Raw genomic sequence first — 24,308 nt, 5'->3', positions numbered from 1 at the left:
CTCGATCATCATGGCATTCGAAAACGTCGGCAAAGTCTGGACCCCCACTTCCCTCGAGGAGTATCTTGCCACTCGGGCTGTCCCCGGTTGGATCGACAGCCTCACCATCCACCACACGGCCGCACCCTCCCTTGTCCAGCGGCCCTCGGGATTTACCATCCAGCACATCCGCAACATCCAGAGTTTCTACAGCAGACCGAAGTCCCAGGGCGGCAGGGGCTGGCGCACTGGTCCTCACCTTTTCATCGACGACGACGAGATCTTCGGCATGTGCGACTTCCGTTCGAAGGGCATCCACGCGGCGAGCTACAATAAGCGCTCACTGGGAATAGAGGTCCTTGGCGACTATGATACCGAGAATCCCAAAACCGGTCGTGGTCTCCGCTGCTGGAAGACCGCAGCTGCCACCACCAGCGTGCTGCTCCGCTGGCTCGGCATTCCCAAGTCGGCGAGCTCCATCCTATTCCATCGCGACGATCCCCAGACCAGCAAGTCCTGTCCTGGCCGCAAAGTCGCGAAAGATTGGTTTATCGACCTTGTTCCCGACGCCATTCCCTCGCCACCCGGTCCGGACGAATACGAGAAGCCCGAAGTCGGCATTCCCTGGTCCTACTGGCATTTCGCCGGTGAACAGTGGTGTGTTCCCCTCTACGCCTTCCTCACCGCAAAGGGCGTTCCGTCCGACGAGGTGCTCGCCAATCTCCGAACAAGCAATGGGGCGCTCTACTACGGGACCGAGCTGATCAACGGCGGTTTTTACGTCTCCAAGAACAGTTCCCCGAAGCCCGACGAAAGCACCTGGGCTCCCGTCCGCAATCTGCTGGAAATCCTTGAGTCATGAATTCACGGGGAAGCGCGGACATCCGGTGACATCGATTCCCACCTTGAACGGCCCTACCATGGTCGTGAAGGTCCGGACGATCCCATCCGGTCTTTGCCTATTTTGACGATCTTCAATCGGTGAGTTCAGGTGAAGCTCCAGGCATCCATGTCGAAGACGACGGTGACTTCTTCGGGGAGGGTGGTTTTTGTGAGGGCGGCTTGGACGTGCTTGGCCAGGGTGCGGGCGCTGGCGGCGCGGAGCATCAGCTGGAAGCGGAATTGGCCGTGGCTTCTAACAAGAGGGCTTGGGAGAGGGTCGCCTAACAGGATGCTTTTGGGGAGGTCTTCCTTGAGGCGGCGGTGGAGGGTTTCGAGGGTGAACTCGGCGAGGCGTTTGTGGGTCGAGCGACTTGTTAGAACGGCGCAGCGGGTGAAGGGCGGGAAGTGGAACTGGCGGCGCATTTCGAGTTCCTGTTCGGCGAAGCCGTCGAAGTCATGGTGGCGGGCGAACTGGATGCTCGGCGAGTGGGGGGTGAAGGTCTGGACGATGACTTCGCCTTCGAGTTCGCCGCGACCGGCGCGGCCGGCGACCTGAGTGAGGAGCTGGAAGACGCGTTCGCCGGCACGGAAGTCGGGGACGTGAAGACCGATGTCGGCGTTGAGGATGCCGACCAGAGTGACGTTGGGGAAGTGGAGGCCCTTGGCGATCATCTGGGTGCCGATGAGGATGTCGATCTTCTTGGCCTGAAAGGCGTTGAGAAGATCGCGCAGGGCGTTCTTTTTGCGCATGGCATCGGCATCGATGCGGGCGATGCGGGCGGTGGGGAAGACTTTCTTGAGGACGTCTTCGACCTTCTGGGTGCCGAATCCCTGGAGGAAGATCCCGGTATCGCGGCACTCGGGGCATTTGCGCGGGACGATCGCCTGGTGGCCGCAGATGTGGCAGAGGAGGCGGTCGTCGGTGCGGTGGTAGGTGAGCGCGACCGAACAGTGCGGGCACTCGCAGACGTAACCGCAACTCGGGCACTGCAGGGAACGGGCGAAGCCGCGTCGGTTGAGGAAGAGGATGACCTGCTCGTTGTTGGCGATCTTGCGCTCGATGGAGATGCGCAGGCGTTCGGAGAGGAAGGTGTCGTTGGCTTTGGTTTTACGGCCTTCGTTGCGCATGTCGACGACGCGGATGAGCGGGAGGCTGTGGGAGTCGGCGCGTTTTGTTAGACGGAGGAGCTGGTATTTTCCATCGAGGCAGTTCTGGAAGGATTCGAGGGAAGGAGTGGCGGAGCCAAGGACGATGGTGGCGCCTTCGAGGTGGGCGCGCAGCACGGCGACGTCGCGCCCGTGGTAGCGCGGGATCTGGTCCTGCTTGTAGGTGTTCTCGTGTTCTTCATCGACGATGATCAGGCCGAGGTCGGGGAGCGGAGCGAAGACGGCGGAGCGGGCGCCGATGACGATGCGCGCCTTGCCTTTGCGAATGCGGTGCCATTCGTCGAAGCGCTCGCCTTGGGAGAGGTTTGAGTGGAGGACGGCGACCTGTTCCTGAACGTGGGCAAAGCGGGCGCGGAAGCGTCGGACGGTTTGCGGGGTGAGGGAAATTTCGGGGACGAGGACGAGGACGGTTTTGCCGGCTTCGAGGGTTTTGGCGGCGGCCTGGAGGTAGACTTCGGTTTTGCCGGAGCCGGTGACGCCGAGTAGTAAGAACGGCTTCGCGGCAGTGCCGAGTGCCGAGTGATCAGTGATCAGCGGGGACTGGGCTTGTGATTTGGGAGACGCCAAGTCGCCAAGTTCGCCAAGGCCAGGGCTGCGTGGCTGGTGCTGGGCGGAAGGAGATGCAATCTCCTTCTCCATATTTGGAGCCTCGGGTTTTGGAATTGGAAATTGATCATTGGAAATTGAATCCAAAATGGCTTCCAACGCCATCTGTTGCTCGTCTGTTAGGGTGAGGGGAGAGTCGGGGAGGATCTCGTCGAGACCGTCAGCTTCGGGGTCGCGGCGGACTTCTTCATCGATGAGTTTGACGAGGCCCTTGGAGGCCAAGGATTTGACGGAGGCCGCGGCGCTGGCGCCGAGTTCGGCGAGGGGGAGTTGCTTGGCCGGGCTGTGGGCGAGGAGGGAAAGGATGGTGTGCTGCTTGGGCGCGCGCTTTTCGAGCTTGGCGAGCGTTTCCTCGTCGGGGCTGCCTTGGAGGACGACGGTCTTGCGCGTTTTTGCGGAATTCTCCTCGGTCCGGACGGCTTCGGGGAGCAAGGCACGGACGACGCTTTCCATACTGCATCCGTAGTAGTTGGCGATCCAGCGACCGGCTTTGAGCAGGTTCTCGGTGATGAGGGGCTCGGGGTCGGTTAGGGAGTCGAGGGGACGCAGGGCGAAACCGAGGTCCTGGGCTTCGACAACCTGGAGCACCGTGCCGGAGGAGGAGCGATTGCGCAGGGGCACGCGGACGCGGCACCCGGGCACGACGGGCAGGCCATCGGGGATGGCATAGTCGAAGACGAGCTCTGAAGGTCCGTCGATGAGGACGCGGGCGGCGTGCATGCGGGGGGATTGAACCGTATTGGCGGGGAGAGGCGAAGTTCTTTAGGAAATGAGTGTTTATGTGCACTGCAGAACGGCCCATGGACGGTCGAAGCGTCCGGCCTTGAGATCATCGGTAGGAACCCAGAAATAGAGGTAGCCGGCGTCGCCCCAGCACCAACCGAGATCCGGGTCGGAGTCGAGCTGGAGGAGGAGGGTCCAGTGCGTCTGCTCGGGCAGTCCGTAAGCGCGGGAGGCGGTGAGGAGTTCATCGCCCATGTCGCCCTGAATGAGGAGAGGAAGCGAAAAAACCCGGTGGCTTTCTGGTGGGCCGTTGTCGGCAAGGGCGTGGTGGAGATCGTCGAGTCGCTCGCCGGTTTCGTCGTCGGTGCTTTCGATCAGATCCTGAAACCGGTCTTCAAAATCCTCGCTGGGAGTGAAGGCATCGACGCGATGGAAGCGCAGCGGTTTGCGGAGTGGAGGATGGGGGCCGGTGTGGGGTTTGAGGACTTGGGAGAGTCCGTGGGTATCGGGATGATAAATGATGGCACAGGTTCCGAGGTCGGATTCATCGTGACCCCATGCGTCGGATTCGCTGGCGAAGAAGAAGCTCAGCAGGCCGGTGGATGGGCCTGGGTGCTCGCTTTCGGGAAGCTCCGGAAGATGGATCTGAGCGAGAAAGTCGAGCGGTGCTCCGTGGTGCTCCGGCCATGCTTGGGCGGGATGGAGGAGTGCCGCTCCGGAAAGGCAGGAGGTTTCTGGAGGGAGGCTTTCGAGGGAGCGGAAGGGATTGGCGAGGATGACGGGTTTGGCGAAGGCGCGAGCTTCGGTGGCGAAAGGTTCGGGGAGGCTTGTTAGAAAGTGGTCGAGAACGTCTGCGGGCGTGGATCTGGGGGAGGCGGCTTCAAGGGGGCGACGGGAGGACTTTTCCGAGACCGATTCGAGGACTGATAGGATGTTGGAGTGCTTGTGGTTGAGTCTGTCCACCAGGCGTTTGCCAAGTATTCCGGAGGCGACGGCTTCCGCTGAAATGAAGAGTGAACCGAGGGAGAGATAGTAGAGAGCCTTGGGTTTTTCCTTCTGAGACCAGCCAATTCCAAGGACGAGGGCGAGAAAGGTGTAAGTGATGAAGACGGAAAACTGAGCCTTGTTGCGGGCGGTCAGGGCGATGGAAATGGCAGCAGCAATGGCTCCGAAGAGGATGCTCATGCCGATCAAGACCAGTGATAGCTTGATGGTAATGGCTCCCAACAGGCCAATGGCGCCCCAGATCGCGGCGGAACGTTTCCACTTTTCCAAGCCATCGATCTCGTAGGTCGCCATTGCGAATTCCTAGGTTCCGAGTGGGGGAAAGGCAAGGTGGGAGCGAGTCAGGATGGGGAGCCCTCAGGCTCGGTGAAGACGGCTTCGAGGCTCGACGCTTATGGGTGCCATCGATTGAGTCGTGGGGTGAGTGAAGAGCCGATGAATCCCTATGCTGCTCCGAAGGAGGCAAGTTTGTTGGAGACGGGTGCGAGTGCCGAGGGGGTAAAAGTGGATGACCCGACGGTGCTGGCGAGGTGGACGATTGGGCTGCTGGTGTTTGTGACGGCGTACGACTTGCTGGTGCATGCGTTCCTGACCTTTGATGCCGAGGGGACTCTTGGGGTGCTGGCCTCGATGGATTTGGTGGAGAACGGCAGCTTGGTCGGGATGTTGGCGTATTTTGTGATCTTTCTCTGCTGGATGTATCGGGTGATGTGGAATGCGAAACGGGTGGATCCATCAAATGCGAAGATCAGCCCGGGCTTCGGAGTGGGGAGCTACTTTATCCCGATTCTCAATTTCTGGGTGCCATGTCGGGCTCTGATGCAAGCGAGTCGGAGCACTTTGGGAGAAGCCAAGGTGGTCCTCTATTGGTGGCTTGCTTCGATGGGAATGATTGTGGTCGTTGTTTTCTACATCATCCTCCTGCTTTCTGGGTTGATCCATGTGACTGAGGAGATGCTCGACGATCCTGAATCCGTGAATTCCGTGACGTGGGTTGATCACTTCATCGTCATGGCCGATCTGATTATCACATTCCTAGAAGTGACGATGATTCTGCCGCTGACGAGAAGGCAGCGGGAGTGGTCGATGGTTGGGGTGGCTTCTCCGGCGTGAGAAGACTCAAAGGTTGATCAGGATGTTCCGAATGCTCTGATGGGCGTCCTCTGGAACTTCCTTGTAGAAGTGAACTCGCCCTGCGCCGTCGATGCTGAGGCTTCCTCTTGCGATTTTGTGGTCGGAGGAAATGCTTTGGAGGTCTCGCAGCGTTTTACTGGAGAGCTTTCCTTTGGCGGCCCGGAGGGTGCCGTCTTCGATGATGAGGACGGTGGGGTGGAGGAGTTTGTCGAGCCAGAGCATGTTAAGGACCTAGGGACTCTTTTGCGGAGAAATCCCTTGAGGTGCTTCAGCAGGGCTGAGAACGCCCTTACTTCTTTAGAAATGCTTCGAGATTTTTTCGACGGCGTTTTCGGCGGTGAGTCCGTGGAGTTCGCGGAGGCCGTCGATCTTGCCGTGCTCGATGAATTCATCGGGCCAGCCGATGCGCTCGACGGGGACGTCGATGGAGACGTCGTTGAGGTGCTCGATGACACCGCAGCCGAAGCCGTTCATGAGGACGTGGTCTTCGAAGGTGCAGACGACCTTGGCATTGCGGGCGACCTTTTCGAGGAGCTCGTTGTCGAGCGGCTTGATGAAGCGCGGGTTGACGAGAGAAACGGAGAGGCCTTTTTCCTCGAGACGCTTTTTGGTTTCGACGGCCATTTCAAACATGGTGCCGAGTCCGATGAGGGCGACGTCCGTGCCTTCGGAAATGAGTTCGCCTTTGCCCAGAACGATCGGAGCGCAGGGGCCGTCGACGGGGGAGCCATCGATCGGTCCGCGTGGGTAGCGGATGGCGGTCGGGCCGTCGTCGTATTTGGCCATCCATTTGAGCATGGCGACAAATTCGGCTTCGTTCTTTGGCGCCATGTGGATGATGCCGGGGACGGGGCGGAGGTAGCCGATGTCGAAAAGGCCGTGGTGGGTCGGGCCGTCGTCGCCGGAGAGACCACCGCGGTCCATGCACAATCGCACAGGGAGATTCTGGAGCGCCATGTCGTGGACGATCATGTCGTAGGCGCGCTGCATGAAGGTCGAGTAAATCGAGAGGAAGGGGCGGATGCCTTTGGTGGCGAGACCGCAGGCGAAAAGCGCGGCGTGTTCCTCGGCGATGCCGACGTCGAAGTAGCGTTCGGGGATCTCTTTCTTGAAGATGTCGAGCTTGCTGCCGCCTGGCATGGCGGGCGTGATGGCGACGATTTTTTCGTCTTCCTTGGCGAGGTCGGTCACGGTGCGACCGAAGATTTCCGAAGCCGTCGGCGTGTCCGAGGTATCGGTCGAGCCGTCTTCGATCTTGTAGGTGCCGAGCCCGTGGAATTTGCCGGGATTGTCGAGGGCTGGCTGATAGCCGCGGCCTTTCTCGGTGATGATGTGGAGGACGACCGGTTCGTTGAGCGTCTTGAGGTATTCGAAGGTCTTGATCAGCAGCGGCAGGTCATGGCCATCGATGGGTCCAAAGTAGCGGATGCCGAATTTTTCGAAGAGGACGTTCGGGAAGAGCAGGTTCTTGGCACCTTCCTCGACCTTGTGGGCGAGGTTGCGGGCGGCCTTGCCGGCGATTTTTTCGACAAACTCGGCGGCGGTGTTGCGGACCGAGGCGTAGGTCGAATGGGTCTGGAGCGCGTTGAAGTAGCGGGCGATGGCTCCGACGTTTTTGTCGATCGACCATTCGTTGTCGTTGAGGACGACAATGAATTTCTTGGTCGTTTCGGCGATGTTGTTGAGGGCTTCGAGGGTGGGGCCGCAGGTGAAGGCGGCATCTCCGGCGACGGCCACGACGTGCGAGTCATCCTTCAGAAGATCGCGGGCGGCGGCCATGCCGAGAGCGGCGGAGAGGGCGGTGCCGGCGTGTCCCGCACCGTAGCAATCGTGCTCGGACTCGCTACGCAGGAGGAAACCATTAAGGCCCTTGAAGGTGCGGATCGTATCAATCCGATCGGCGCGCCCGGTGAGCATTTTGTGGACGTATCCCTGGTGGGCGACGTCCATGACGAAGTGATCCTTCGGGGTTGAAAAGATCTTGTGCAGCGCAATGGTCAATTCGACGACACCGAGATTCGGGCCGAGGTGCCCGCCGGTGCGCGAAAGATTGGTGATGAGGGCTTCACGAATTTCTTCGGCCAGCTTGAGCAGGTCGAATTCCGAGAGCGATTTGACATCATCAGGCGAGCGAATGCCGGCGAGAATGGGGCCAAGGGCGGGAAGATCAGAAGAGGCGGATGTCGTCATCGTCGTCGAAGTCGTCCTTTTCAGCGGACGTGTCAGGGGACAAGCTGGAGTCAGTAGGCGAATTCTCGCCGGGGTTTGGCGCTGATTGGCGCGCCGCGATGGTTTGAAGGCGTTTCTTGGCGGTGGCGAGTACGGATTCGCATCTCGCGAGGAGTTTTGTACCTTGTTCGAATTTGGCGACAAGATCTTCCAAGGGGAGTTGCTCCTCCTCCATGGCAGCGACGATCTCCTCGAGTTCGGCGATGGCCTTTTCGAAATCCGGTCCGGTGTCTTCGGTATGGTCGGCTTTCTTGCGGGGCATCAATTGTTCTGGTTAGGGTCGGAAATTCGCTTCTCGCTGTAGTAGATCATCTGCTCGCCGAGAATCGGGGTCCGGTTCGGGAAGCGGCGATAAATTTCGCCGAGGGCGGGGATTTTGTCGTAAAGCGAACGGCCAGGGCGATTGGGAGAAGGCCCGGTGACGGAGGCGATTTTGCCATCGAGTGCAAGCGCTGCGAAGTCGCCGCGTTCGTAACTTCCGCTTCCGACCAGAGCATTCGGGGTGATCAGGATGCCGGAAAAGCGAGTGCCGACGTCATTGGCTTTATCGTTCAGCGAGAAGAACTCGTCCTTGGTGTTCGGGAGCCAGATGCAGTGGGCATCGGAATACCATGCGACGGCCCAGGGAAGGTCGGAGACGACGATTTCCGGGTGGCGTTCGTCCTTGTCGACCAGATTGCCAATTCCCAAGGTCAGCCGATTGGGGAAATAAGGCGGCCACTGAGGCCAACCGCCTTTGTCGGAGACATTGAGATACATGCGGACTTCCTTGGGGAGGGTGAGAAGCAGGGGGGCTGCGGAGAAGGCAACAATTGCGATGTAGTGGACGTTCTTGAGCATCGGCTGGGTTGAGACCGAGTTGATCCGGCTCCAGAGAATCGACAGGAAAGCGAGGCCGTAGGCCGCCATGATGGGCGCAAAGAGAATGTGGACCTGGTTGGGGTGGAGCGGGTTCGAGCTATCGATGCCGAAAATTGCCATGCCGATGGCGGCGAAGAACCACATTAACAGAATCAGCCAGCGGAAGTTGGCGATCGAAGTCCGCTTGAAGGGGTGAAGGAGCGAGATGAAGAAAATGGGGGCTGCGATGATCCCGCCGAGGAAGGGGATCAGATCGGTCGCTTGCACGAGGGTGGTGCCGAGAATCTTCATCATCAGCCCGTCGATGCCGAGGGGTGCCTGACTCAGGTCCTGAGTTCTCATGACGGCGGCCTCGGAGCCATTTGAGAGACCGTTATAGAAAACGAAGCGGGCGACGCCGAACGGTTCACCTGTCGCATCGGCCATGCGGACGATGGGCCAGGCGACGAAGATGGCGAGGATGGCAAGCGAGGACAGGGCGACGATGCCCCGTGGTCGGAAAGCGAAGGCGGCGAAAATCAGGAAGCCCAGGAAGATCCACGCGGTGATCCAGTGGGTCAGGACCATCAGCGAGAAGAAGACGGCAGCGATCAGAGCTTGGGAAATCGAGCTGCGGTCCTCTTCCTGTGACTCAACGGCTCGATAGGTGAAGTAGAGGCCGCAGGTGAAGAGCAGCAGGAGGAGCATCTGCGGCAAACCGCTCTGGGAGAAGCTCCAGAATAAACTGCATAAAAGCATGAGCACGGCGGTGACGCCGGCAATTTTCCCATCGAAGACCCGGCTCACCAGCAAGTAGGTGACCCCGATGGACATGAGAAAGAACAAGGTGGAAACGAGGGCGACCACTCGGTCGAGCGGGTAAATGAGTTCCGTGGCTCCCATTTCCCAAGAGCCATCCTGATCCACGCCGACAAGCTTGAACACGGCCCCGAGAACGAGGGGGTTCAGGGGGGCGTGGTAGGTGTCACGCAGGCCGGTGAAGGGCAGGGCGGACTCGGCTTTGACTTCGGCGAGGTGATGCTCAAGGGGACGGATGTACTTGGTGGTCAGTCCTTCGCCCCGGGCGACCTGGCGGCCGAGCTGGGCCTGGTCCATGGCTTGCTCCGTTCCCAATCCGCGGAAAAGAACCAGCAGATGAATCAGGGTGAGGGAAACCAGCAGGACGAAATAAATGATGCGACGAACGATCACTGAACCGTCAAATTGGGTGGAAGAATTGCTCATAGAAAAATGGAGGGGCACCGCATCTCAATCATTCGCCGAGGTCCTTGAGTTTCCGCTGCAGGGTGCGGCGGGAAATGCCAAGGAGCTCGGCAGCATGGGTTCGATTTCCTCCGGCTTCGCTTAGGGCGGTCCGGATGGCGCGGGTTTCGAGCGCATGCAAGTTGAATTCCGGAGGACCCGCAAGGGCGATTTTCCCGCTTGAAGCAGGCTGAGGAGCAGGCGAGCCACCGCGTAGGCTGTCGGGCAGGTGGCGGACGTCGATCACGGAGTCATTTGACATCACCACGCCGTGTTCGATGGCGGTGCGAAGTTCGCGGACGTTGCCGGGCCAGGAATGGCTCCGGAGGAGCGCGAGGGCTTCGTCGGTGAGGGGTTTGATCGGACGGCCATTTTCTTCGGCGAACTCCTTCAGGAAACCTCCGGAAAGCAGCACAATGTCTTCCGCACGGCTGCGCAGGGGTGGCATGTCGACGCGAACGACGTTGAGTCGAAAATAGAGGTCTTCGCGGAAATCCCCTGATTCCACGAGGGTTGCGAGGTTCTTGTTGGTGGCGGCGAGCACGCGGACGTCGACTTTGACCGGGGAGTTTGAGCCGACGCGCTCGATCGTGCGCTCGGAGAGGGCGCGCAGGAGTTTGACCTGGGTGGTGGCGTCGATTTCTCCAATTTCGTCGAGGAACAGCGTGCCGCCATCGGCCTGCTCGAAGCGTCCGATGCGACGCTGGGAGGCTCCGGTGAAGGCTCCTTTTTCGTGGCCGAAAAGCTCGGATTCGAGGAGCTGGGGGGAAAGCGCGGCGCAGTGGACGATGACGAGCTTTTCTGCCGGGCGTCCGGAAAGTTGGTGAATGGCGTGGGCGACGACCTCCTTGCCGGTGCCGCTCTCGCCCTCGATGAGTACGGTGGCGCGGGTCGGGGCGACTTGCTTGACGGTATCGATGACGCGTTTGATGCCAGCCGACTTTCCGGTGAGGCGGCCGAGGCCGGCGGGGTCGGGGATTTGCTCGCGGAGTTGGCGGTTCTCGGTTTCGAGTTGCTGGCTGCGCATCGCACGCTTGAGCAGCATCTCGACTTCGTCGAGATTGAGGGGTTTGGTGACGAAGTGCCAGGCGCCGCGGCGCATGGCTTCCACCGCCGTATCGACTGAACCGTAGGCCGTCATCATGATGGCGACGGGTGGGTTCTCCATGGCAAGGACTTCGTCGAGGATGTCCATGCCGGAGTCACCACCGAGCCGCAGGTCGGTGAGGAGGAGGTCGATTTTCTCGGATTGGAGAAGCGACGAGGCTTCCTTGTGATTGGAGGCGAGAAAGACGTCGAATTCTTCTTCGAGCGCCGCACGCAGTCCATCGCGCGTGGCTTTTTCGTCGTCGACGATGAGGAGAGTGGGAGTCATTTAGGGAGATGGCGGATGGCGGATGGCAGATGGCGGATGGCAGATGGCAGATGGCAGATGGCAGATGGCGGATGGCGGGCAATCTAATATCTAATATCCATCATCTCCCATCTAAGATCAGTCGATATCAATCACCTTGTCCTTGGTTTCGAGGAGGCGGACGGGTTTGGGGCCTCGGGGGATGTGGATGTGGATGGTGGTGCCGGCATCGGGTTCGCTCTCGATTTCGATCTCCCCACCGTGCTCGCGAACGACGCGGCGGACGATCAGCAGACCGAGACCGGTGCCGGACTGTTTGGTGGTTTTGTAAGGTTCAAAGAGTGAGCCCATTTGCTCGGGCGGGATGCCGCTGCCATTGTCGGCGATTGAAATACTGCACTCATAGTCGTTGATTCCGGTGGTGATTCTGATCCGTCCGCCTTCACCCTGGAGTGCCTGGTAGGCATTGCGCAGGAGGTTGTAGATGACTTGCTGGAACTGGGTGGCATCGAGATTCATCGAGGGGAAATCTTCCGCGAGTTCGAGCTCCACGGCGATCTCGCGGGAGGCGAGTTCGGGTTCGAGGAGATTGAGGGTGTCGCGGATGATCTGATGGAGATCGCATTGATCGCGCTGGGGCGTGGTCGGACGGATCGCTTCGAGGAACTGACGCAGGATGGTATCGAGCCGCTGGATCTCGCGGCGCGCCGTATCGAGATTTTCCTCGAGTGGAGCTCGGTCTCCGGGGGGGAGCTTCTTGAGCTTTCGAGCCATCAACTGCAGATGGATGTCGAGCGAGTTGAGCGGGTTGCCGATTTCGTGGGCGACTCCGGCGGCAAGCAGGGTGAGGGCGTTGAGGCGTTCGCTCTCGAGGCTGTCTTCGGCTTCGCGGCGAGTGGCGGTTTGGTCGCGGACGAGCATGACCCAGCCGAAGGCTTCGCTGCCGAGGGCGGAGGCGATGGGCGAGAGGTAGAAGTTGAGGTAGCGGTTCTCGGGGTAGAAGACCTCGAGGTCGCGCGAGATGGTTTTTCCCGGCTTTGCGATGTTATCCCAGTCGAGGCCAGGAATGCGCGGCATGAGGAGCTCCCCGAGGATCTCATCGCCGAGACCGAAGAATTTCTGAGCGGCCGAGTTGATGAAGGTCACGCGGCCTTTGTCGTCGAGCACGATCACCCCTTCGTGGAGAGCCTCGAAGACCTGCTCGAGAAAGCCTTTTTCCCGAATCAGGCGGGATAGGAGCTGCTGCGCCTCGGCGGGGTCGATGCGATCCAGGCGGGAGAGGAGTTTTTCGAGGAAACCGGATTTCATGGGAGGAGATGATGGGGAACCACGGAATACACGAAATACACGGAAATTTGAATTTGATGCACGGTCTTCATGAATTCTGGTGGAAATTGATCATCGAATCATAAGTCACTCATTTTCCGTGTATTTCATGGTTCTCATTTATGAATTTGAAGGTAGGACTTCGCCATGGAAAACGAGGTGATGGTGGTGCTGTGCACTTTCCCGGATTTCGAGAAGGCGCGACAGATTGGCGCAGCCTTGGTGGAAAGGCAAGTGGCCGCCTGCATCAATCTGCTCCCCGCTGTGACATCGATCTACCGCTGGAAGGGCAAGGTCGTGGAGGAGGGCGAAGTGCTCGGCGTGATCAAGACAACGGCGGAGGCCTATCCGGCGCTCGAGGCCGCGATATTGGAACTCCATCCCTATGACACGCCGGAGGTGCTGGCGCTGCCGGTTTGGCGAGGCGCGGAGGCCTATCTCAAATGGGTGGCGGGGGAGGTCGGGAAAAATCCCTAGCTCACGATCGAGAAGCCTTTCACGCCGTCGAGAGGCGAGATGTTGGTGACGAACATGCCTTTGATATTGTGGGCGAGGGCGCTTTCCTCGGCGATCTCCTTGATAAAGTCTTCGACTTCTTCGGTTTCCCCCATGACTTCGAGTTCGACGGTGCCTTCCGGGAGGTTTCTGACGGTCCCTACCACTTCAAAGCCCTTGGCGAGGTCCTTGCAGGTGTAGCGGAAGCCGACTCCCTGGACTCGGCCGTCAAATATCACACGTCGTGCGGTCACGCGGGAGCAATGCGACAGGATGCGGGTCCAGTCGAGAAATTCTTCCCTGACCCTACTCGGGCGAGAGGTTCGAGAAGCGAACGAGCTCCGGACTTGGCTGGGAAACGCTGATTCTTCGGCCTTCCGGGCTGCTGACGCTTTCCCCGGGCTTCGGGTCGGATTCGGTCTGAGCAAGAGCTCCTGCCATGGCTAGACCGAGCTCGAGAAGCTCTTTGGCCTTTTCTTCGTCTGCCATGCGGATGTCCCAGACGAGATCGAGCGCGACGTCGTTTTGCGCGGTCAGCTGGTAGCGGTCGCCCCGCCAGGCCCGGGCGAGTGGAGTGAGCTCAGGATCCAGGGTCTGGAGCCAGAGCTGGAATCCGAGCATGCCGGCAGATTCATCAATGACAAGTTCGTGCGGGCTTTCCGGCAGGTCGATGGCCGCAACTTCGAGGTCTTCGCTGTCGGGGAAAAACCACGAGGTCCGGTGTGGCGATTTGTGAAGGTGGAAGAGTAGCTCTTCCTGATCCATCAGGCGCTCGGCGCGCGGGGTGCCGAGCAGCGAGGGGAAGGTGGCGATGCCTTTGACGAAGATCGGCAGACTTTCCAGCAGATCTCGGGCACCGGAGTCGGCCTGCACGCCGGTGAAGCCAATGCCAACGGCCTGGCGGGCGAGGAAACGGTTTTCCACGGCCATGGCGGCGCCATGATGGAGTGCTTCGCGGGCATTGGCGGCTTCGTCGCCAGGGTAGCCGGGGGTCGGCGGGTAGTTCTGGTGAATGAGAATCCGCCCGAGTATGCGGACGAGCGCGGATTGATCCGGCACGCTGGCTTCGTCGAAGCGATCGGTGACCCAGCCTTCGCCGGTCTGGTCATCGAACCACGAGCGGGCTCCGAGGCTGCGCATCGCGGAGAGCTGGGGAGCGAAGCGGTCGTCGGGTGTTAGAAGCCCCATCAGCGCCCATGCCTGCTGTCGGTGGTCGAGGCTGTTAGGCGGGTAGCGGCTTTCAATCGAGGCGGTGACCCGGTCGCGAAGTTCCTCGCCGGCGATCTGGTGAACCACCGGGCTGCTGCGGAACTCGAAGCCAAAAGCATTTTCGACAAAGCCGATCAGTTCGTTCGGCACCTTGATTTCACCACCGCCTTGCGCGAGCGAACGCAGGCTTTCGTTCTCACGCTTGAGCATGTCGACCTCATTTCCGAGCGCGATGATCTGCCCTTGGAGGTCGTTGTCGGCTGCGGCAGCCGCGGCGTTTTTCCACTGGAGGCCTTGAAGGATGCCGCCAGCCGCGACGGCGGCTCCGACGAGGAGGGAGAGCAGGGTTTGCGGATGCATGGTTCAGGGTTTGATCAGGGGATCGATCGGGTAGGACTTGTTGAGCGCCGATACGATGTGGGCGGGCAGGCGACCGTAGGGGACCGCCATGTGGAGCACGCCATCAAAGTCGATAAGCGAGTCGTCTTCCTGAACTTTGGTCATGTTGATGCCGACCGGTTCGTTGGGGGTGCCATCGTCATTGTAGCTGTAAACGAACATGTAGACCGGCTTTTCCTCGGGTCTACCGGATTCGTCGGGATCGTCGAAATAGCGAAGCTCATTCACATCAAAGAGCTTTTCCTGAACGATCTTTCCGAAAGTGGGGCCGGGTCGTTTGCTGTAGCCGAGGCTTGCGCGATAGAGCTTGTTGCGATCGCCTCCCAGGACCTCGTAGCTCAGTAGCTGCCCTGAGGGTCCGATCTGGTAGGTGATCGACTGAAGGCGGACGTCGCTTGCTGAGTAATCAGTCTGAATGACGAGGTTCTGAATACGCTTGTAGTAAGAATAGGATCCGTCGTCGGTCGGGCTGACAATTTGGTCCTTGTGGCCCGTGCTTCTGAGGACCTGAGCAGACGGCGTTGAGAAATCCCTATCGATGGACGAGCCGGATCCCGGTCCACTTTGGTCGACGGTATCTTGTGTCCCGCGAGCAAGCCCATTCATGCTGTTTTCCAAATCGTCGTGGCGACCGGAGCTGAGATCGGAGTCAGGATTCTCTCGCGAGCTGCTCGCCCCCGAGAGTGATGGTTTCAAACGTGTGTCCGCAGGTCTTTCCCTGGCTGGAGGCGAAGTGCTGTTTGTGACGATGGTCGTCGATTCCCGCACGAGTGAGAACCATGTGAAGCCGATCCCCAGCGCTGCGCCAACCACGAGGGCGATGGTGGTTTGCGGGCGCATGGGGTTTTTGAGCTTACCGTCCGACTGGTCGGGCGTTGGGGTTGGCGGGTTCGACCTTCTCGTATTTCTCGAGGTCGGGAAGGGCCTGGGATTTGCCGAAGACTTCGTCGGCGGTCTTGCCCTTGATCAAGGTCATGCCGACCGGGAGGTTGGGGGAGCCATCGGCATTGTAGGAGTAGATGAACATGTGAACGGGCTTCTCCCTGCGGGTGCCGTCGGGATTGCGTTCATCAAAGTAGCGCTTCACGCGCGTATCGAAGAGGAGTTCCTGCACGAGCTTTCCGAAGGTGGCGCCCGGACGCTTGCTGTAGCCGAAGCTGGTCTTGTAGAGCTGGTTTCCAGCCCCGTCGAAAATGTCGCACTTCAGCGGATTGCCGCGCTCATCAAGGCGATAGACCGTGGTCATGGTGACGTTCTTCTGCGCGTTGTAGGTCTTTTTGGTGAGCGTTTTTCGATCGTTACCGCGTTCGAAGACGGTCTTGGTGCCGTCTTCATTGCGCTTCACGCGGACGAAGGGTCCATCGATATCGACACCCGGAATCTGGGCGTGCGCAAGCGGTGAGACGATGAGTCCGAGGATCAGGGTCAGGCGCTTCAAGTTCATGGGGGCGGACATTAGTGCTTGGCGAGGTGGGGGGCAAGGGGGCATTTCGGGCGTTAGATGCGCTGGAAAACGCAAGCAAAGACCTTGGATTTGAGCCGTCAGGCGATGGTGATGGGCATTCTGAACGTCACGCCGGATTCCTTTTCGGACGGAGGAAATCACGACGCCCCGGAGGCGGCGCTGAAGCGCGCGCGGCAGATGATTGCCGAGGGTGTGGACATCATCGATGTCGGTGGCGAGTCGACGAGGCCGGGGGCGGCGGATGTGGGCGTGAGTGAGGAAATGCTGCGGACGCTGCCGGTGATCGAGGCGCTGCGGGCGGAATGGGATGGCTTGATTTCGATCGATACGATGAAAGCCGCGACGGCGTGCGCGGCTCTGAAGGCCGGCGCGGACATCGTGAACGACGTGAGTGGTTTGCGGGATCCGGAGATGGTGCGGGCATGTGCGGAAAGCGGCTGCGGGGTGGTGGTGATGCACATGCAGGGCGATCCACGGACGATGCAATCGAAGCCTCACTACGGAGACGTGGTCGGTGAAGTAAGACGCTTTTTTGAGGAGCGATTGCAGGATCTAACCGCTTCAGGGATCAGCGGAGAGTCGCTGTGCTTTGACCCCGGGATTGGCTTTGGAAAGTCCCTTGAGCACAATCTTGCGCTGCTGCGCGGTTTGCGGGATCTGCAGGTTTCGGACCGCCCTTTGCTCATCGGGCTGTCGAGGAAAAGTTTCATCGGAAAACTGTTGGAAAGCGATGCCATGGAGGATCGCGACTGGCCGACGGTCGCTCTAACAGCCTGGACCCGAGAGAGCGGTGCGATGATTCACCGGGTGCACGAGGTGAAGTCGAATCGGGAAGCGCTGAGAATGGTGGAGGCGATCGACGCACTCCCTCCACGCTCATAATGCAGGCTTGCCAGGTCGCCCCCTGGAGCATTGATTTCAAAAGATGAAAACATGTCTCTTTCCGCTTTTCCTGATGGCGATTGCTCCGGTGTTCGCCGAGCCCGAATGGCTGATCATTGGAAACGATTTGAAAGTGGAGTGTCGTGCGGAAGGTCTGACAAAGGTAGCTCCCAAGGGAGTTGATACGGTGACCTTGATCGATCTCTCGGAAAGCGAGGGGATTCCGGAGAAGATGGTGAACATGGAGATTTCAAACTCCATCTTTGGGCCACCGACCAACCTTGCGGTTACTCCGGATCAGAAGTTGGCAATCGTCGCGACCTCGCTGAACTGGCTGGAGATCGACGGGGTCTGGAGTTCGGAGCCGGCCAATCTGCTTCATGTTGTCGACCTGGAGGGTGGAAGCAATAGCCCTGTCAGGGTCGTTCAGACCAAAGCGCAGCCCTCTGGAATTTCGATCAGCCGTGATGGGAAGAGCCTGTTGGTTGCCAATCGCGCCGATCGATCGATTTCGCTTTTCAGGATCGACGGGAAGAAGGTCGAGATGACCGATACGGTGGCGATCGATGGAGAGGCGGCAGCGGTGGCCTTCCATCCAAGCGGGAAGCAGGCATTGGTCACCAAGTTCAGCGAGCATCTGGTCGCGCAGATCGAGATCAGTGAAGGAAAACTTCACTACGATCCTGCCCGCGATATCCCGGTCGGGCGCTCCCCCTACAATGTGAAGTTTCTGCCGAACGGTGAAATGGCCATCGTCTGCAACACGGGAAACAACGGACTTCCGGACGGGCACATCGATACCTTGAGTTTGATCGACTATACTGGTGAGGCCCCACATGTCTGCGACACGGTCTCAGTTGGAGACGGTCCCGAAGGCCTGGCCGTCAGTGCTGATGGAAGATACGTGGCGGTTCCTTTGCTCAATGGAGGCACCGATATCTTCAAAGGGAAGTGGTTCCATCATGAGCATGGCGAAGTGGTGCTCTATGAAGTGGTGGGGAAGAACTTGGAAGAACGCAGCCGGGTAGAGACGGGTTCGTTTCCCGAAGGAATTACTTTTAGTCATGATGGTCGACGGCTCTTCGTCGCCAATCTGGATAGCGAAGACCTCAGTGTCTTCGCAGTGGAAGGTGGGCGTTTGAAACTGCTGGGTGAGCCGCTGAAGCTTCCTGGAAAGCCGGGTTCGATGGGCACGGCGAATCCGTGACTAGGGAGAAGGACTTTTTTAGTCCTTTGGTCGACCGGAAGAGGGGCTTTCAATCCGCTGCGCTCTATTACTTTAAGGCGTCCTCCGGCATGGAATTCTAATCAGCTTGTTAGAGGATCGTTCGTCGCGGGCAAAGGACTTGAAAAGTCCTTCTCCATGTCGGCTTTACTCGAGATCGATTCGGCGGATGGCCTTTTTCAGGAAGTCGGCCTTTTGTTGGTGTTTGGCTTTGAGTTCGGGGTCCGTGGTTGCCGCGAGTTGGCTCTCGGTGCCTTTGAGCAACTCCGACAACCAACCGCGAATCATCACATAGTGCCGCGTGTCCGTGCCGTATCGGGCGATGGTTTCAAGTGACTCCTTTTTCTCGGGAGACTTCAGCGCGGCGTCGATGGCAAGAACCATGCTGCCGACCCGGATCTCCTCGGATTTCAGAGTCTGATCGTTTCCGAAAGCAGGCATCGCCAGCGATGCGATGCCGATCATGATGAGTGCGGAGCGGATGTTCATTGGGATGAATGTTTACCGTAATGTGCAAGATGTCGATGTCGTGCGCAGAAGGGCGTCACTCTGGACGTCACTGCGCACCATGCTAGTCTGCGCTCATCGCGATGACTAAAGAGCAAATCGAGGCCGGACGTGAATGTCGGGAGAGGTTTTTGAAGAAGTGTCCCGGAGCCCGGACCTTCTTCGAACTCTTTGAGCATTTGCCATCGACTTTTTTTTACGCGAAGGATGAGAGGCATCGCTATGTCGGGGTAAACCATCTGGTGCTTCGGGATGTATTCGGACTCGAATCCCTCGATGGGCTCCTTGGACGGACGGATTCGGAATTCCAGCCACCTGCGTTGGCGGAAGCCTATCATGCCGAGGACCGGCGGGTGATGGAGTCAAGGCAGGCCTTGCCGGGACAGGTGTGGCTGGTCCCACACGTGAAGGGGGCTCCGAAGTGGTATGTGTCAACCAAGGCTCCCATGTTCGATGCCGAGGGGGAGGTGGTTGGGATCGCGGGAGTGATGTACTCGGTGGATTCTCCAAAGGAGCGTGTGGCGTATTTCAGGGAACTCGCACCGGTGATCGCTCACATGGAGCAGCACTTTTCAGAGTCGGTTTCGATGCGTGAGATGGCAAAAATGGTCGGGCTTTCGAGTACTCGCTTTAATCTGCGGTTTCGTCAGATCCTACACATGTCTCCCAGTGAGTATCAGCTCCGCCTGCGGATCGTGACGGCTCAGCGAATGCTGACCTTGAGCGACAAAACAATGGCGGAAATCGCGGTGGAATGTGGATTTTGTGACCAGAGCCATTTCGGAAAGCGCTTTTTGAAAGCAACCGGAATGAGCCCGAAATCCTACCGGTCTCAGTTTCGCTGATCGGTCAAATCATACCAAAATTGCAATTTGGCAGTCTAGACGGGTGTTTACCCTCTGCTAGGCTAGTGACGTTATTGCAATGAATTCCCGTTCGATTCCATTTTTTACCACGCTTCTTCTGATGGCAGCTGCGACATCAGTCTTCAGCGAGGAAGTGTCGTTCAATCGGGATATCCGCCCGATCATTTCGGATCGTTGTTTCAAGTGTCACGGACCGGATGCCAAGAACCAGGATTCGGAGTTCCGCCTGGATACCTTCGAGCATGCGACGGCGGACCTTGGCGGATACTTTGGCGTGGTCCCCGGTGACCTGGATAAAAGCGAATTGCACCAGCTGATCCACACGGATGATGAAGATGAACTGATGCCGCCGCCGAGTTCGAAGATGGCGCTGACGGATGGAGAGAAGGAGCTTCTTGATGCGTGGATTCTTCAAGGGGCTACCTATGAGAAGCACTGGTCGTTCATTCCGGTGGCGGATGTGATCGAAGTGCCGAAGGCTGGCGAAGGCTGGGCGCGCAATGAAATCGACCGCTTTGTTGCCGAAGGATTTGAGCGGCACGGCATGGAGCCCGCGAAGGAGTCTCCGAAGTCCAAGCTGCTGCGCCGGGTGAGTTTTGATCTAACAGGTTTGCCGCCGACGCTCGAAGAGCTTGAGGCCTTCGAGGCGGACACGGATCCTCGGGCTTATGAAAAAGTGGTGGATCGCCTGCTTGCTTCGGATGCCTATGCCGAACGCATGACCGCCGAGTGGTTGGACGTGGCCCGCTACTCGGATTCCTACGGCTACCAGCGCGACCACGAACGCAGCGTCTGGCCGTGGCGTGACTGGGTGCTGCGGGCCTTCCGCGACAACATGCCTTACAGCCAGTTCATGAAGGAGCAGATCGCCGGGGATCTCATTCCTGATGCGACCGAGGATCAAATTCTGGCGACGGCTTTCAATCGTCTCCATGGCCACAATATCGAAGGGGGAAGTGTCCTGGAAGAGTTTCGGGTCGAGTATGTCGGCGACCGGGTTGAAACAGCGGGTACGGCATTTCTTGGTCTGACGATGAACTGCACGCGCTGCCATGATCACAAGTATGATCCACTGACGGCGAAGGATTTCTACTCGATGAGTTCGCTCTTTGCGAACATCGATGAGGCGGGGCTGATCTCCTACTTTACCGAAGCGGTTCCGACTCCGGCGCTGTCGCTTCCGAGCGATGCCCAGAGGGAGGAACTGAGGGCAAAAGAGCAGGAACGGTCGAGGATGGAGGATCGTTACAGGCAGGCTTTGGCTTCATCGGACTCGGCTTTCGAAGCGTGGCTGCAGGCGCGACCGGGTGCTCCGAGCCAGGACGGTCTGGAGGCTTATCTGGCTTTTGAGGAAATGGATAAGGATGGCACGATCGCGAATCTGGCCAATCCCGATCACCCAGCATCTAACAAGATTCTCAACGTGCTGGTCGATGGGCCGCACGGAAAGGCGATCAAAGTGACAGGTGATGATCCGCTCGAATTGGAGGATATCGGTGCCTACGAACGCGAGCAAGCATGGTCGGCGGCGCTGTGGGTCAATCCTTCCGAGATCGTGGCACGCGCCAATATCCTCAGTCGAGGGAAGGGGGCCGATGACTCGGCGGGCATGGGCTATGAATTCCTGCTTCTCGATGGCAAGCCGACGCTCTCGGTCGTGCACTTCTGGCCGGGAAATGCGATCCGGGTACAGGCGAAGGAGGTGCTCAAGACGGGCGAGTGGGTCCACCTGGGTGCGAGCTACGATGGATCGAGCAAAGCATCAGGCCTCAGGATCTTCATCGATGGCAGGGAGGCGGAGGTCGATGTTGTCAGGGATGGTTTGACGAGGGCGATTGATGCCTTCACCAGAACCGACAAGGGCGAGAAGCTCGGAGTGGTGCTGGGGCAGCGTTACCGTGAGTCCGGGCTGCGGGACGGCCTGATCGATGAATTCCGCTTCTGGAGTCGAGAAGTCAGCGCGCTTGAGATCAGGCAGGCTTTCGATGGAGAAAGCCTCGTGAGCCTGCTGAACAAGGATGCCGCGACTCTGACGGAGGACGAGAAACAAGCTCTGAAGGAATACTTCCTCAAGAACGAGCATGGTGAGAGCATCGCAGCGCTTGAGGCGTTGACTGTGGCGCGTGCCGAGTGGAATGGGGTGATGGATTCCATCCCTGCGATCTCAGTAATGGACGAAATGTCACCGCCGAAGAAAGCCTACATTCTGGAGCGCGGTGCCTACGACAGCCACGGCGAAGAAGTGAATGGAGACTCGCCCGGCTTCCTGCCTGCGATGGATCCGGCCTTGCCGAAGAACCGATTGGGCTTTGCTGAGTGGCTTGTCGATCCGGGGAACCCCTTGCCCAGTCGGGTGACGGTGAATCGTTACTGGCAGATGATATTTGGTCGAGGGCTGGTCGCAACGACCGAGGACTTCGGAAATCAAGGCACCCTTCCGACCCACCCCGAGTTGCTTGATTGGCTGAGCCGCGATTTCATGAATCATGGATGGGATGTGAAGGAGCTCTTGAAGAAGATGGTGCTTTCCGCGACCTATCGTCAAAGCACTGAGGCGACGCCTGAGATGCGCGCGAAGGATCCCGAAAACGAGTTTCTGGCGCGCAGTCATGCCACACGGCTGACGGCTGAGATGATTCGTGACAACGCGCTGGCAGCAAGCGGTCTGCTGGTCGACAAGTGGGGTGGCCCTCCGGCCAAGCCCTATGAAGTGGAGGTCTCCTTCGAACCGGTGAAACCTGACAAAGGCGATGGGCTCTACCGGCGGAGTGTCTACACCTGGTGGAAACGTGCGGCTGCGGCGCCGATGCTGACGACCTTCGACGCCCCGAAGCGTGATGTCTGCACGGTGCGGCGCGATACCACGGTTTCGCCACTTCAATCGCTGATCCTGCTCAATGCCCCGCAGTTCATGGAGGCCTCGCGAGTGCTCGCGGTGAGGCTCATCAAGGCTCATGGAGATGATAGGAAGGCGCTCGTCACGGAAGCCTATCAAACTCTCACAAGTCGTCTGCCGACGAATGATGAAACGGAGATCCTCATTGAACTTCTTGACTCGCAGTTGGCTATTTTCAAAGCCGACCCTGAGGGCGCGCGCGAGATGCTCGAGGTCGGAGACACACCGATGGATGAATCGGTGCCGGTTGACAGGCAGGCCGCCGCGACGGTTCTGGTCAACGCCATGATGAATCTCGACGAATCCCTGATTGAACGATGAAAAACCCACTTTGTACAGGTCACGAAAGCCCGATCGGCATGAGCCGGCGTGCATTTCTGAATTCCACCGGCATCGGGCTGGGTGGTATCGCGCTCGCCCAGATGACGGGGCAGGCCAATGCTGGAGGCCTTGGCGGGATTCCTGCAGGCATGCACTTTCCGGCGAAGGCCAAACGGGTGATCTATCTTTTCCAGTCGGGTGGGCCATCGCAGATGGATCTCTTTGACCACAAACCACGGCTCAACAAGGAGCATGGCCAAGAGCTGCCAGAGTCGGTGCGCAAGGGTCAGCGTCTAACAGGCATGTCGACGAACCAGGCGAGTTTTCCTCTGGTAGGTTCCCCATTTTCCTTCAGCCAGCATGGTGACAGTGGTGCGACGATTTCCGAGTTGATGCCCTACACGGCGGAGATTGCCGATGAACTCTGCTTCATCAAATCGATGCATACCGAGGCAATCAACCATGGTCCCGGGGTGACGATGATGCAGACCGGATCGCAGTTCCCGGGTCGCCCGACGATCGGCTCGTGGCTTTCGTATGGACTCGGCACCATGAATGCGAATTTGCCCGACTTCGTGGTCCTAACAACCGAGCCTGCCGGTGGTCAGCCGCTGACCTCGCGCTATTGGGGGAGTGGCTTTCTTCCTGCCAAGCACGACGGCGTGCGCTTTGCTCCGAACAAGAATGCGGTGCTTTATTTGAATAGTCCTGAGGGGATCAGCCGAGGGAGTCGTCGTTCGGTGATCGAGCACATCAACAGGCTCCATCAGCTCCAGTTGGAGAAGACATCCGATCCCTATCTTGAAACGCAGATCGCTCAGTACGAAATGGCCTTTCGAATGCAGGCATCGGTTCCTGAGGCCACGGATATGGGGAGCGAATCGAAGGCGACCCTCGATATGTATGGCGACGATGTGAAGACACCGGGAACTTTTGCCCACAACTGCCTGATGGCTCGTCGTCTGGCGGAACGCGGCGTGCGTTTCATTCAACTTTACCACAAGGATTGGGATGCCCATGCCGGCTTGCCAGGGGCGATCCGCACGCAATCGAGACTGACTGATCAGCCGGCGGCGGCCTTGATCAAGGATCTCAAAGCACGCGGGATGTTGGAGGATACGCTCGTCATCTGGGGCGGCGAATTTGGTCGCACGAATTACTGCCAGGGCAAGCTGACACCCAAAGACTTCGGCCGCGATCATCACCCGCGGTGCTTCACGATGTGGATGGCGGGTGGCGGTATCAAAGGGGGATACACGCACGGGGAGACCGATGAATACAGTTACAATATCGTCAAGGACGGGGTCCACGTCCACGACCTGCATGCGACGGTGTTGCATTTGCTGGGCATCGATCACGAGCAACTGACCTTCAAGTACCAGGGTCGCCACTTCCGTCTGACCGATGTCCATGGTCACATCGTGAAGCCCATTTTGGCCTGATCTGGCGACGAAGTCTGTAGGGCGATTGTCCGGCGTATGGGCGGCGATGATGGGAGAGCGTCATGCGAACTTCTGGATCAATAGGATCTGGTG

21 protein-coding genes are annotated in these 24,308 nt (G+C 58.9%); 8 read left to right on the top strand and 13 right to left on the bottom strand.

The annotated features are described in order from the left end of the window. Positions 1–10 precede the first annotated feature (10 nt). On the top strand, positions 11–841 hold the full coding sequence (locus tag ACFQY0_RS13765) for a peptidoglycan recognition protein family protein (RefSeq protein WP_379713364.1): 831 nt from the start codon (positions 11–13) through the stop codon (positions 839–841). Positions 842–966: 125 nt separating this feature from the next. Here ACFQY0_RS13765 and priA read toward each other — a convergent pair whose 3' ends face one another. Both priA and ACFQY0_RS13755 read right to left on the bottom strand, forming a co-directional pair. Further along, positions 967–3,354: a replication restart helicase PriA gene (priA, locus tag ACFQY0_RS13760; RefSeq protein ID WP_379713361.1), complete on the bottom strand. Its 2,388-nt coding sequence runs from the start codon at positions 3,352–3,354 to the stop codon at positions 967–969. A gap of 57 nt (positions 3,355–3,411) precedes the next feature. After that, positions 3,412–4,656 (bottom strand): YwqG family protein, encoded by a 1,245-nt coding sequence (locus ACFQY0_RS13755; RefSeq protein ID WP_379713358.1) that lies wholly within the window; start codon positions 4,654–4,656, stop codon positions 3,412–3,414. 126 nt (positions 4,657–4,782) lie between these two features. Here ACFQY0_RS13755 and ACFQY0_RS13750 point away from each other — a divergent pair, with 126 nt between their 5' ends. Continuing rightward, a complete protein-coding gene (locus ACFQY0_RS13750; RefSeq protein ID WP_379713355.1) occupies positions 4,783–5,475 on the top strand; it encodes a DUF4328 domain-containing protein in 693 nt (230 codons plus the stop codon). A gap of 6 nt (positions 5,476–5,481) precedes the next feature. On the opposite strand, the gene ACFQY0_RS13745 is transcribed toward ACFQY0_RS13750, so the two are convergent. From ACFQY0_RS13745 to ACFQY0_RS13720, 6 genes are all read right to left on the bottom strand, one after another. Then, positions 5,482–5,718 carry a DUF3634 family protein gene (locus ACFQY0_RS13745; protein ID WP_379713352.1) on the bottom strand — a complete coding sequence of 79 codons (237 nt, stop codon included), beginning with the start codon at positions 5,716–5,718 and terminating at the stop codon, positions 5,482–5,484. A 75-nt stretch (positions 5,719–5,793) separates the two neighbouring features. After that, complete coding sequence (dxs, locus tag ACFQY0_RS13740) at positions 5,794–7,686, bottom strand: 1-deoxy-D-xylulose-5-phosphate synthase (protein ID WP_379713349.1); 1,893 nt, start codon at positions 7,684–7,686, stop codon at positions 5,794–5,796. Continuing rightward, on the bottom strand, positions 7,664–7,987 hold the full coding sequence (gene xseB, locus ACFQY0_RS13735) for an exodeoxyribonuclease VII small subunit (protein WP_379713346.1): 324 nt from the start codon (positions 7,985–7,987) through the stop codon (positions 7,664–7,666). The genes dxs and xseB overlap by 23 nt, the downstream gene beginning before the upstream one ends. Then, on the bottom strand, positions 7,987–9,810 hold the full coding sequence (locus tag ACFQY0_RS13730) for an ArnT family glycosyltransferase (protein ID WP_379713344.1): 1,824 nt from the start codon (positions 9,808–9,810) through the stop codon (positions 7,987–7,989). The genes xseB and ACFQY0_RS13730 overlap by 1 nt, the downstream gene beginning before the upstream one ends. Positions 9,811–9,838: 28 nt before the next feature. Next, positions 9,839–11,203: a sigma-54-dependent transcriptional regulator gene (locus ACFQY0_RS13725; protein ID WP_379713342.1), complete on the bottom strand. Its 1,365-nt coding sequence runs from the start codon at positions 11,201–11,203 to the stop codon at positions 9,839–9,841. A gap of 117 nt (positions 11,204–11,320) precedes the next feature. Beyond that, positions 11,321–12,490: a sensor histidine kinase gene (locus ACFQY0_RS13720; RefSeq protein ID WP_379713340.1), complete on the bottom strand. Its 1,170-nt coding sequence runs from the start codon at positions 12,488–12,490 to the stop codon at positions 11,321–11,323. A gap of 165 nt (positions 12,491–12,655) precedes the next feature. Between ACFQY0_RS13720 and cutA the strand changes: the two genes are divergently transcribed. Next, positions 12,656–12,985 (top strand): divalent-cation tolerance protein CutA, encoded by a 330-nt coding sequence (gene cutA, locus ACFQY0_RS13715; protein ID WP_379713337.1) that lies wholly within the window; start codon positions 12,656–12,658, stop codon positions 12,983–12,985. Here the strand turns inward: cutA and ACFQY0_RS13710 are convergent. Genes ACFQY0_RS13710 through ACFQY0_RS13695 form a run of 4 tightly spaced genes read right to left on the bottom strand, consistent with a single transcriptional unit; the run spans position 12,982 to position 16,055 of the window. Next, entirely contained in the window at positions 12,982–13,257 is a 276-nt protein-coding gene (locus ACFQY0_RS13710; protein ID WP_379713334.1) for an acylphosphatase, read from the bottom strand. The genes cutA and ACFQY0_RS13710 overlap by 4 nt on opposite strands. Before the next feature lie 52 nt (positions 13,258–13,309). Beyond that, positions 13,310–14,572 carry a hypothetical protein gene (locus tag ACFQY0_RS13705; RefSeq protein ID WP_379713332.1) on the bottom strand — a complete coding sequence of 421 codons (1,263 nt, stop codon included), beginning with the start codon at positions 14,570–14,572 and terminating at the stop codon, positions 13,310–13,312. Between the two features lie 3 nt (positions 14,573–14,575). Further along, complete coding sequence (locus ACFQY0_RS13700; protein WP_379713329.1) at positions 14,576–15,451, bottom strand: hypothetical protein; 876 nt, start codon at positions 15,449–15,451, stop codon at positions 14,576–14,578. Positions 15,452–15,464: 13 nt separating this feature from the next. After that, positions 15,465–16,055, bottom strand: a complete 591-nt coding sequence (locus ACFQY0_RS13695) for a hypothetical protein (protein WP_379713327.1) — start codon at positions 16,053–16,055, stop codon at positions 15,465–15,467. Positions 16,056–16,112: 57 nt separating this feature from the next. Between ACFQY0_RS13695 and folP the strand changes: the two genes are divergently transcribed. Together folP and ACFQY0_RS13685 are read left to right on the top strand one after the other, a co-directional pair. After that, on the top strand, positions 16,113–16,958 hold the full coding sequence (gene folP / locus ACFQY0_RS13690) for a dihydropteroate synthase (RefSeq protein WP_379713325.1): 846 nt from the start codon (positions 16,113–16,115) through the stop codon (positions 16,956–16,958). Positions 16,959–17,001: 43 nt separating this feature from the next. Beyond that, the gene (locus tag ACFQY0_RS13685) at positions 17,002–18,165 is read left to right on the top strand and encodes a lactonase family protein (protein WP_379713323.1); all 1,164 of its coding nucleotides are present in this window, start codon (positions 17,002–17,004) and stop codon (positions 18,163–18,165) included. Positions 18,166–18,330: 165 nt separating this feature from the next. Here the strand turns inward: ACFQY0_RS13685 and ACFQY0_RS13680 are convergent, their stop codons facing one another. After that, complete coding sequence (locus ACFQY0_RS13680) at positions 18,331–18,672, bottom strand: hypothetical protein (RefSeq protein WP_379713321.1); 342 nt, start codon at positions 18,670–18,672, stop codon at positions 18,331–18,333. A gap of 101 nt (positions 18,673–18,773) precedes the next feature. Here ACFQY0_RS13680 and ACFQY0_RS13675 point away from each other — a divergent pair, with 101 nt between their 5' ends. From ACFQY0_RS13675 to ACFQY0_RS13665, 3 genes are all read left to right on the top strand, one after another. Continuing rightward, entirely contained in the window at positions 18,774–19,535 is a 762-nt protein-coding gene (locus ACFQY0_RS13675; protein ID WP_379713319.1) for an AraC family transcriptional regulator, read from the top strand. A gap of 121 nt (positions 19,536–19,656) precedes the next feature. After that, positions 19,657–22,773: a DUF1553 domain-containing protein gene (locus ACFQY0_RS13670; RefSeq protein WP_379713317.1), complete on the top strand. Its 3,117-nt coding sequence runs from the start codon at positions 19,657–19,659 to the stop codon at positions 22,771–22,773. Further along, a complete protein-coding gene (locus ACFQY0_RS13665) occupies positions 22,770–24,215 on the top strand; it encodes a DUF1501 domain-containing protein (RefSeq protein WP_379713315.1) in 1,446 nt (481 codons plus the stop codon). The genes ACFQY0_RS13670 and ACFQY0_RS13665 overlap by 4 nt, the downstream gene beginning before the upstream one ends. The last annotated feature ends 93 nt before the right edge of the window (positions 24,216–24,308 follow it).

The organism is Haloferula chungangensis (assembly GCF_042664875.1).
GTDB classification, from domain to species: domain Bacteria; phylum Verrucomicrobiota; class Verrucomicrobiia; order Verrucomicrobiales; family Akkermansiaceae; genus Haloferula; species Haloferula chungangensis.
This window is presented reverse-complemented; position numbering and strand designations above follow the sequence as displayed.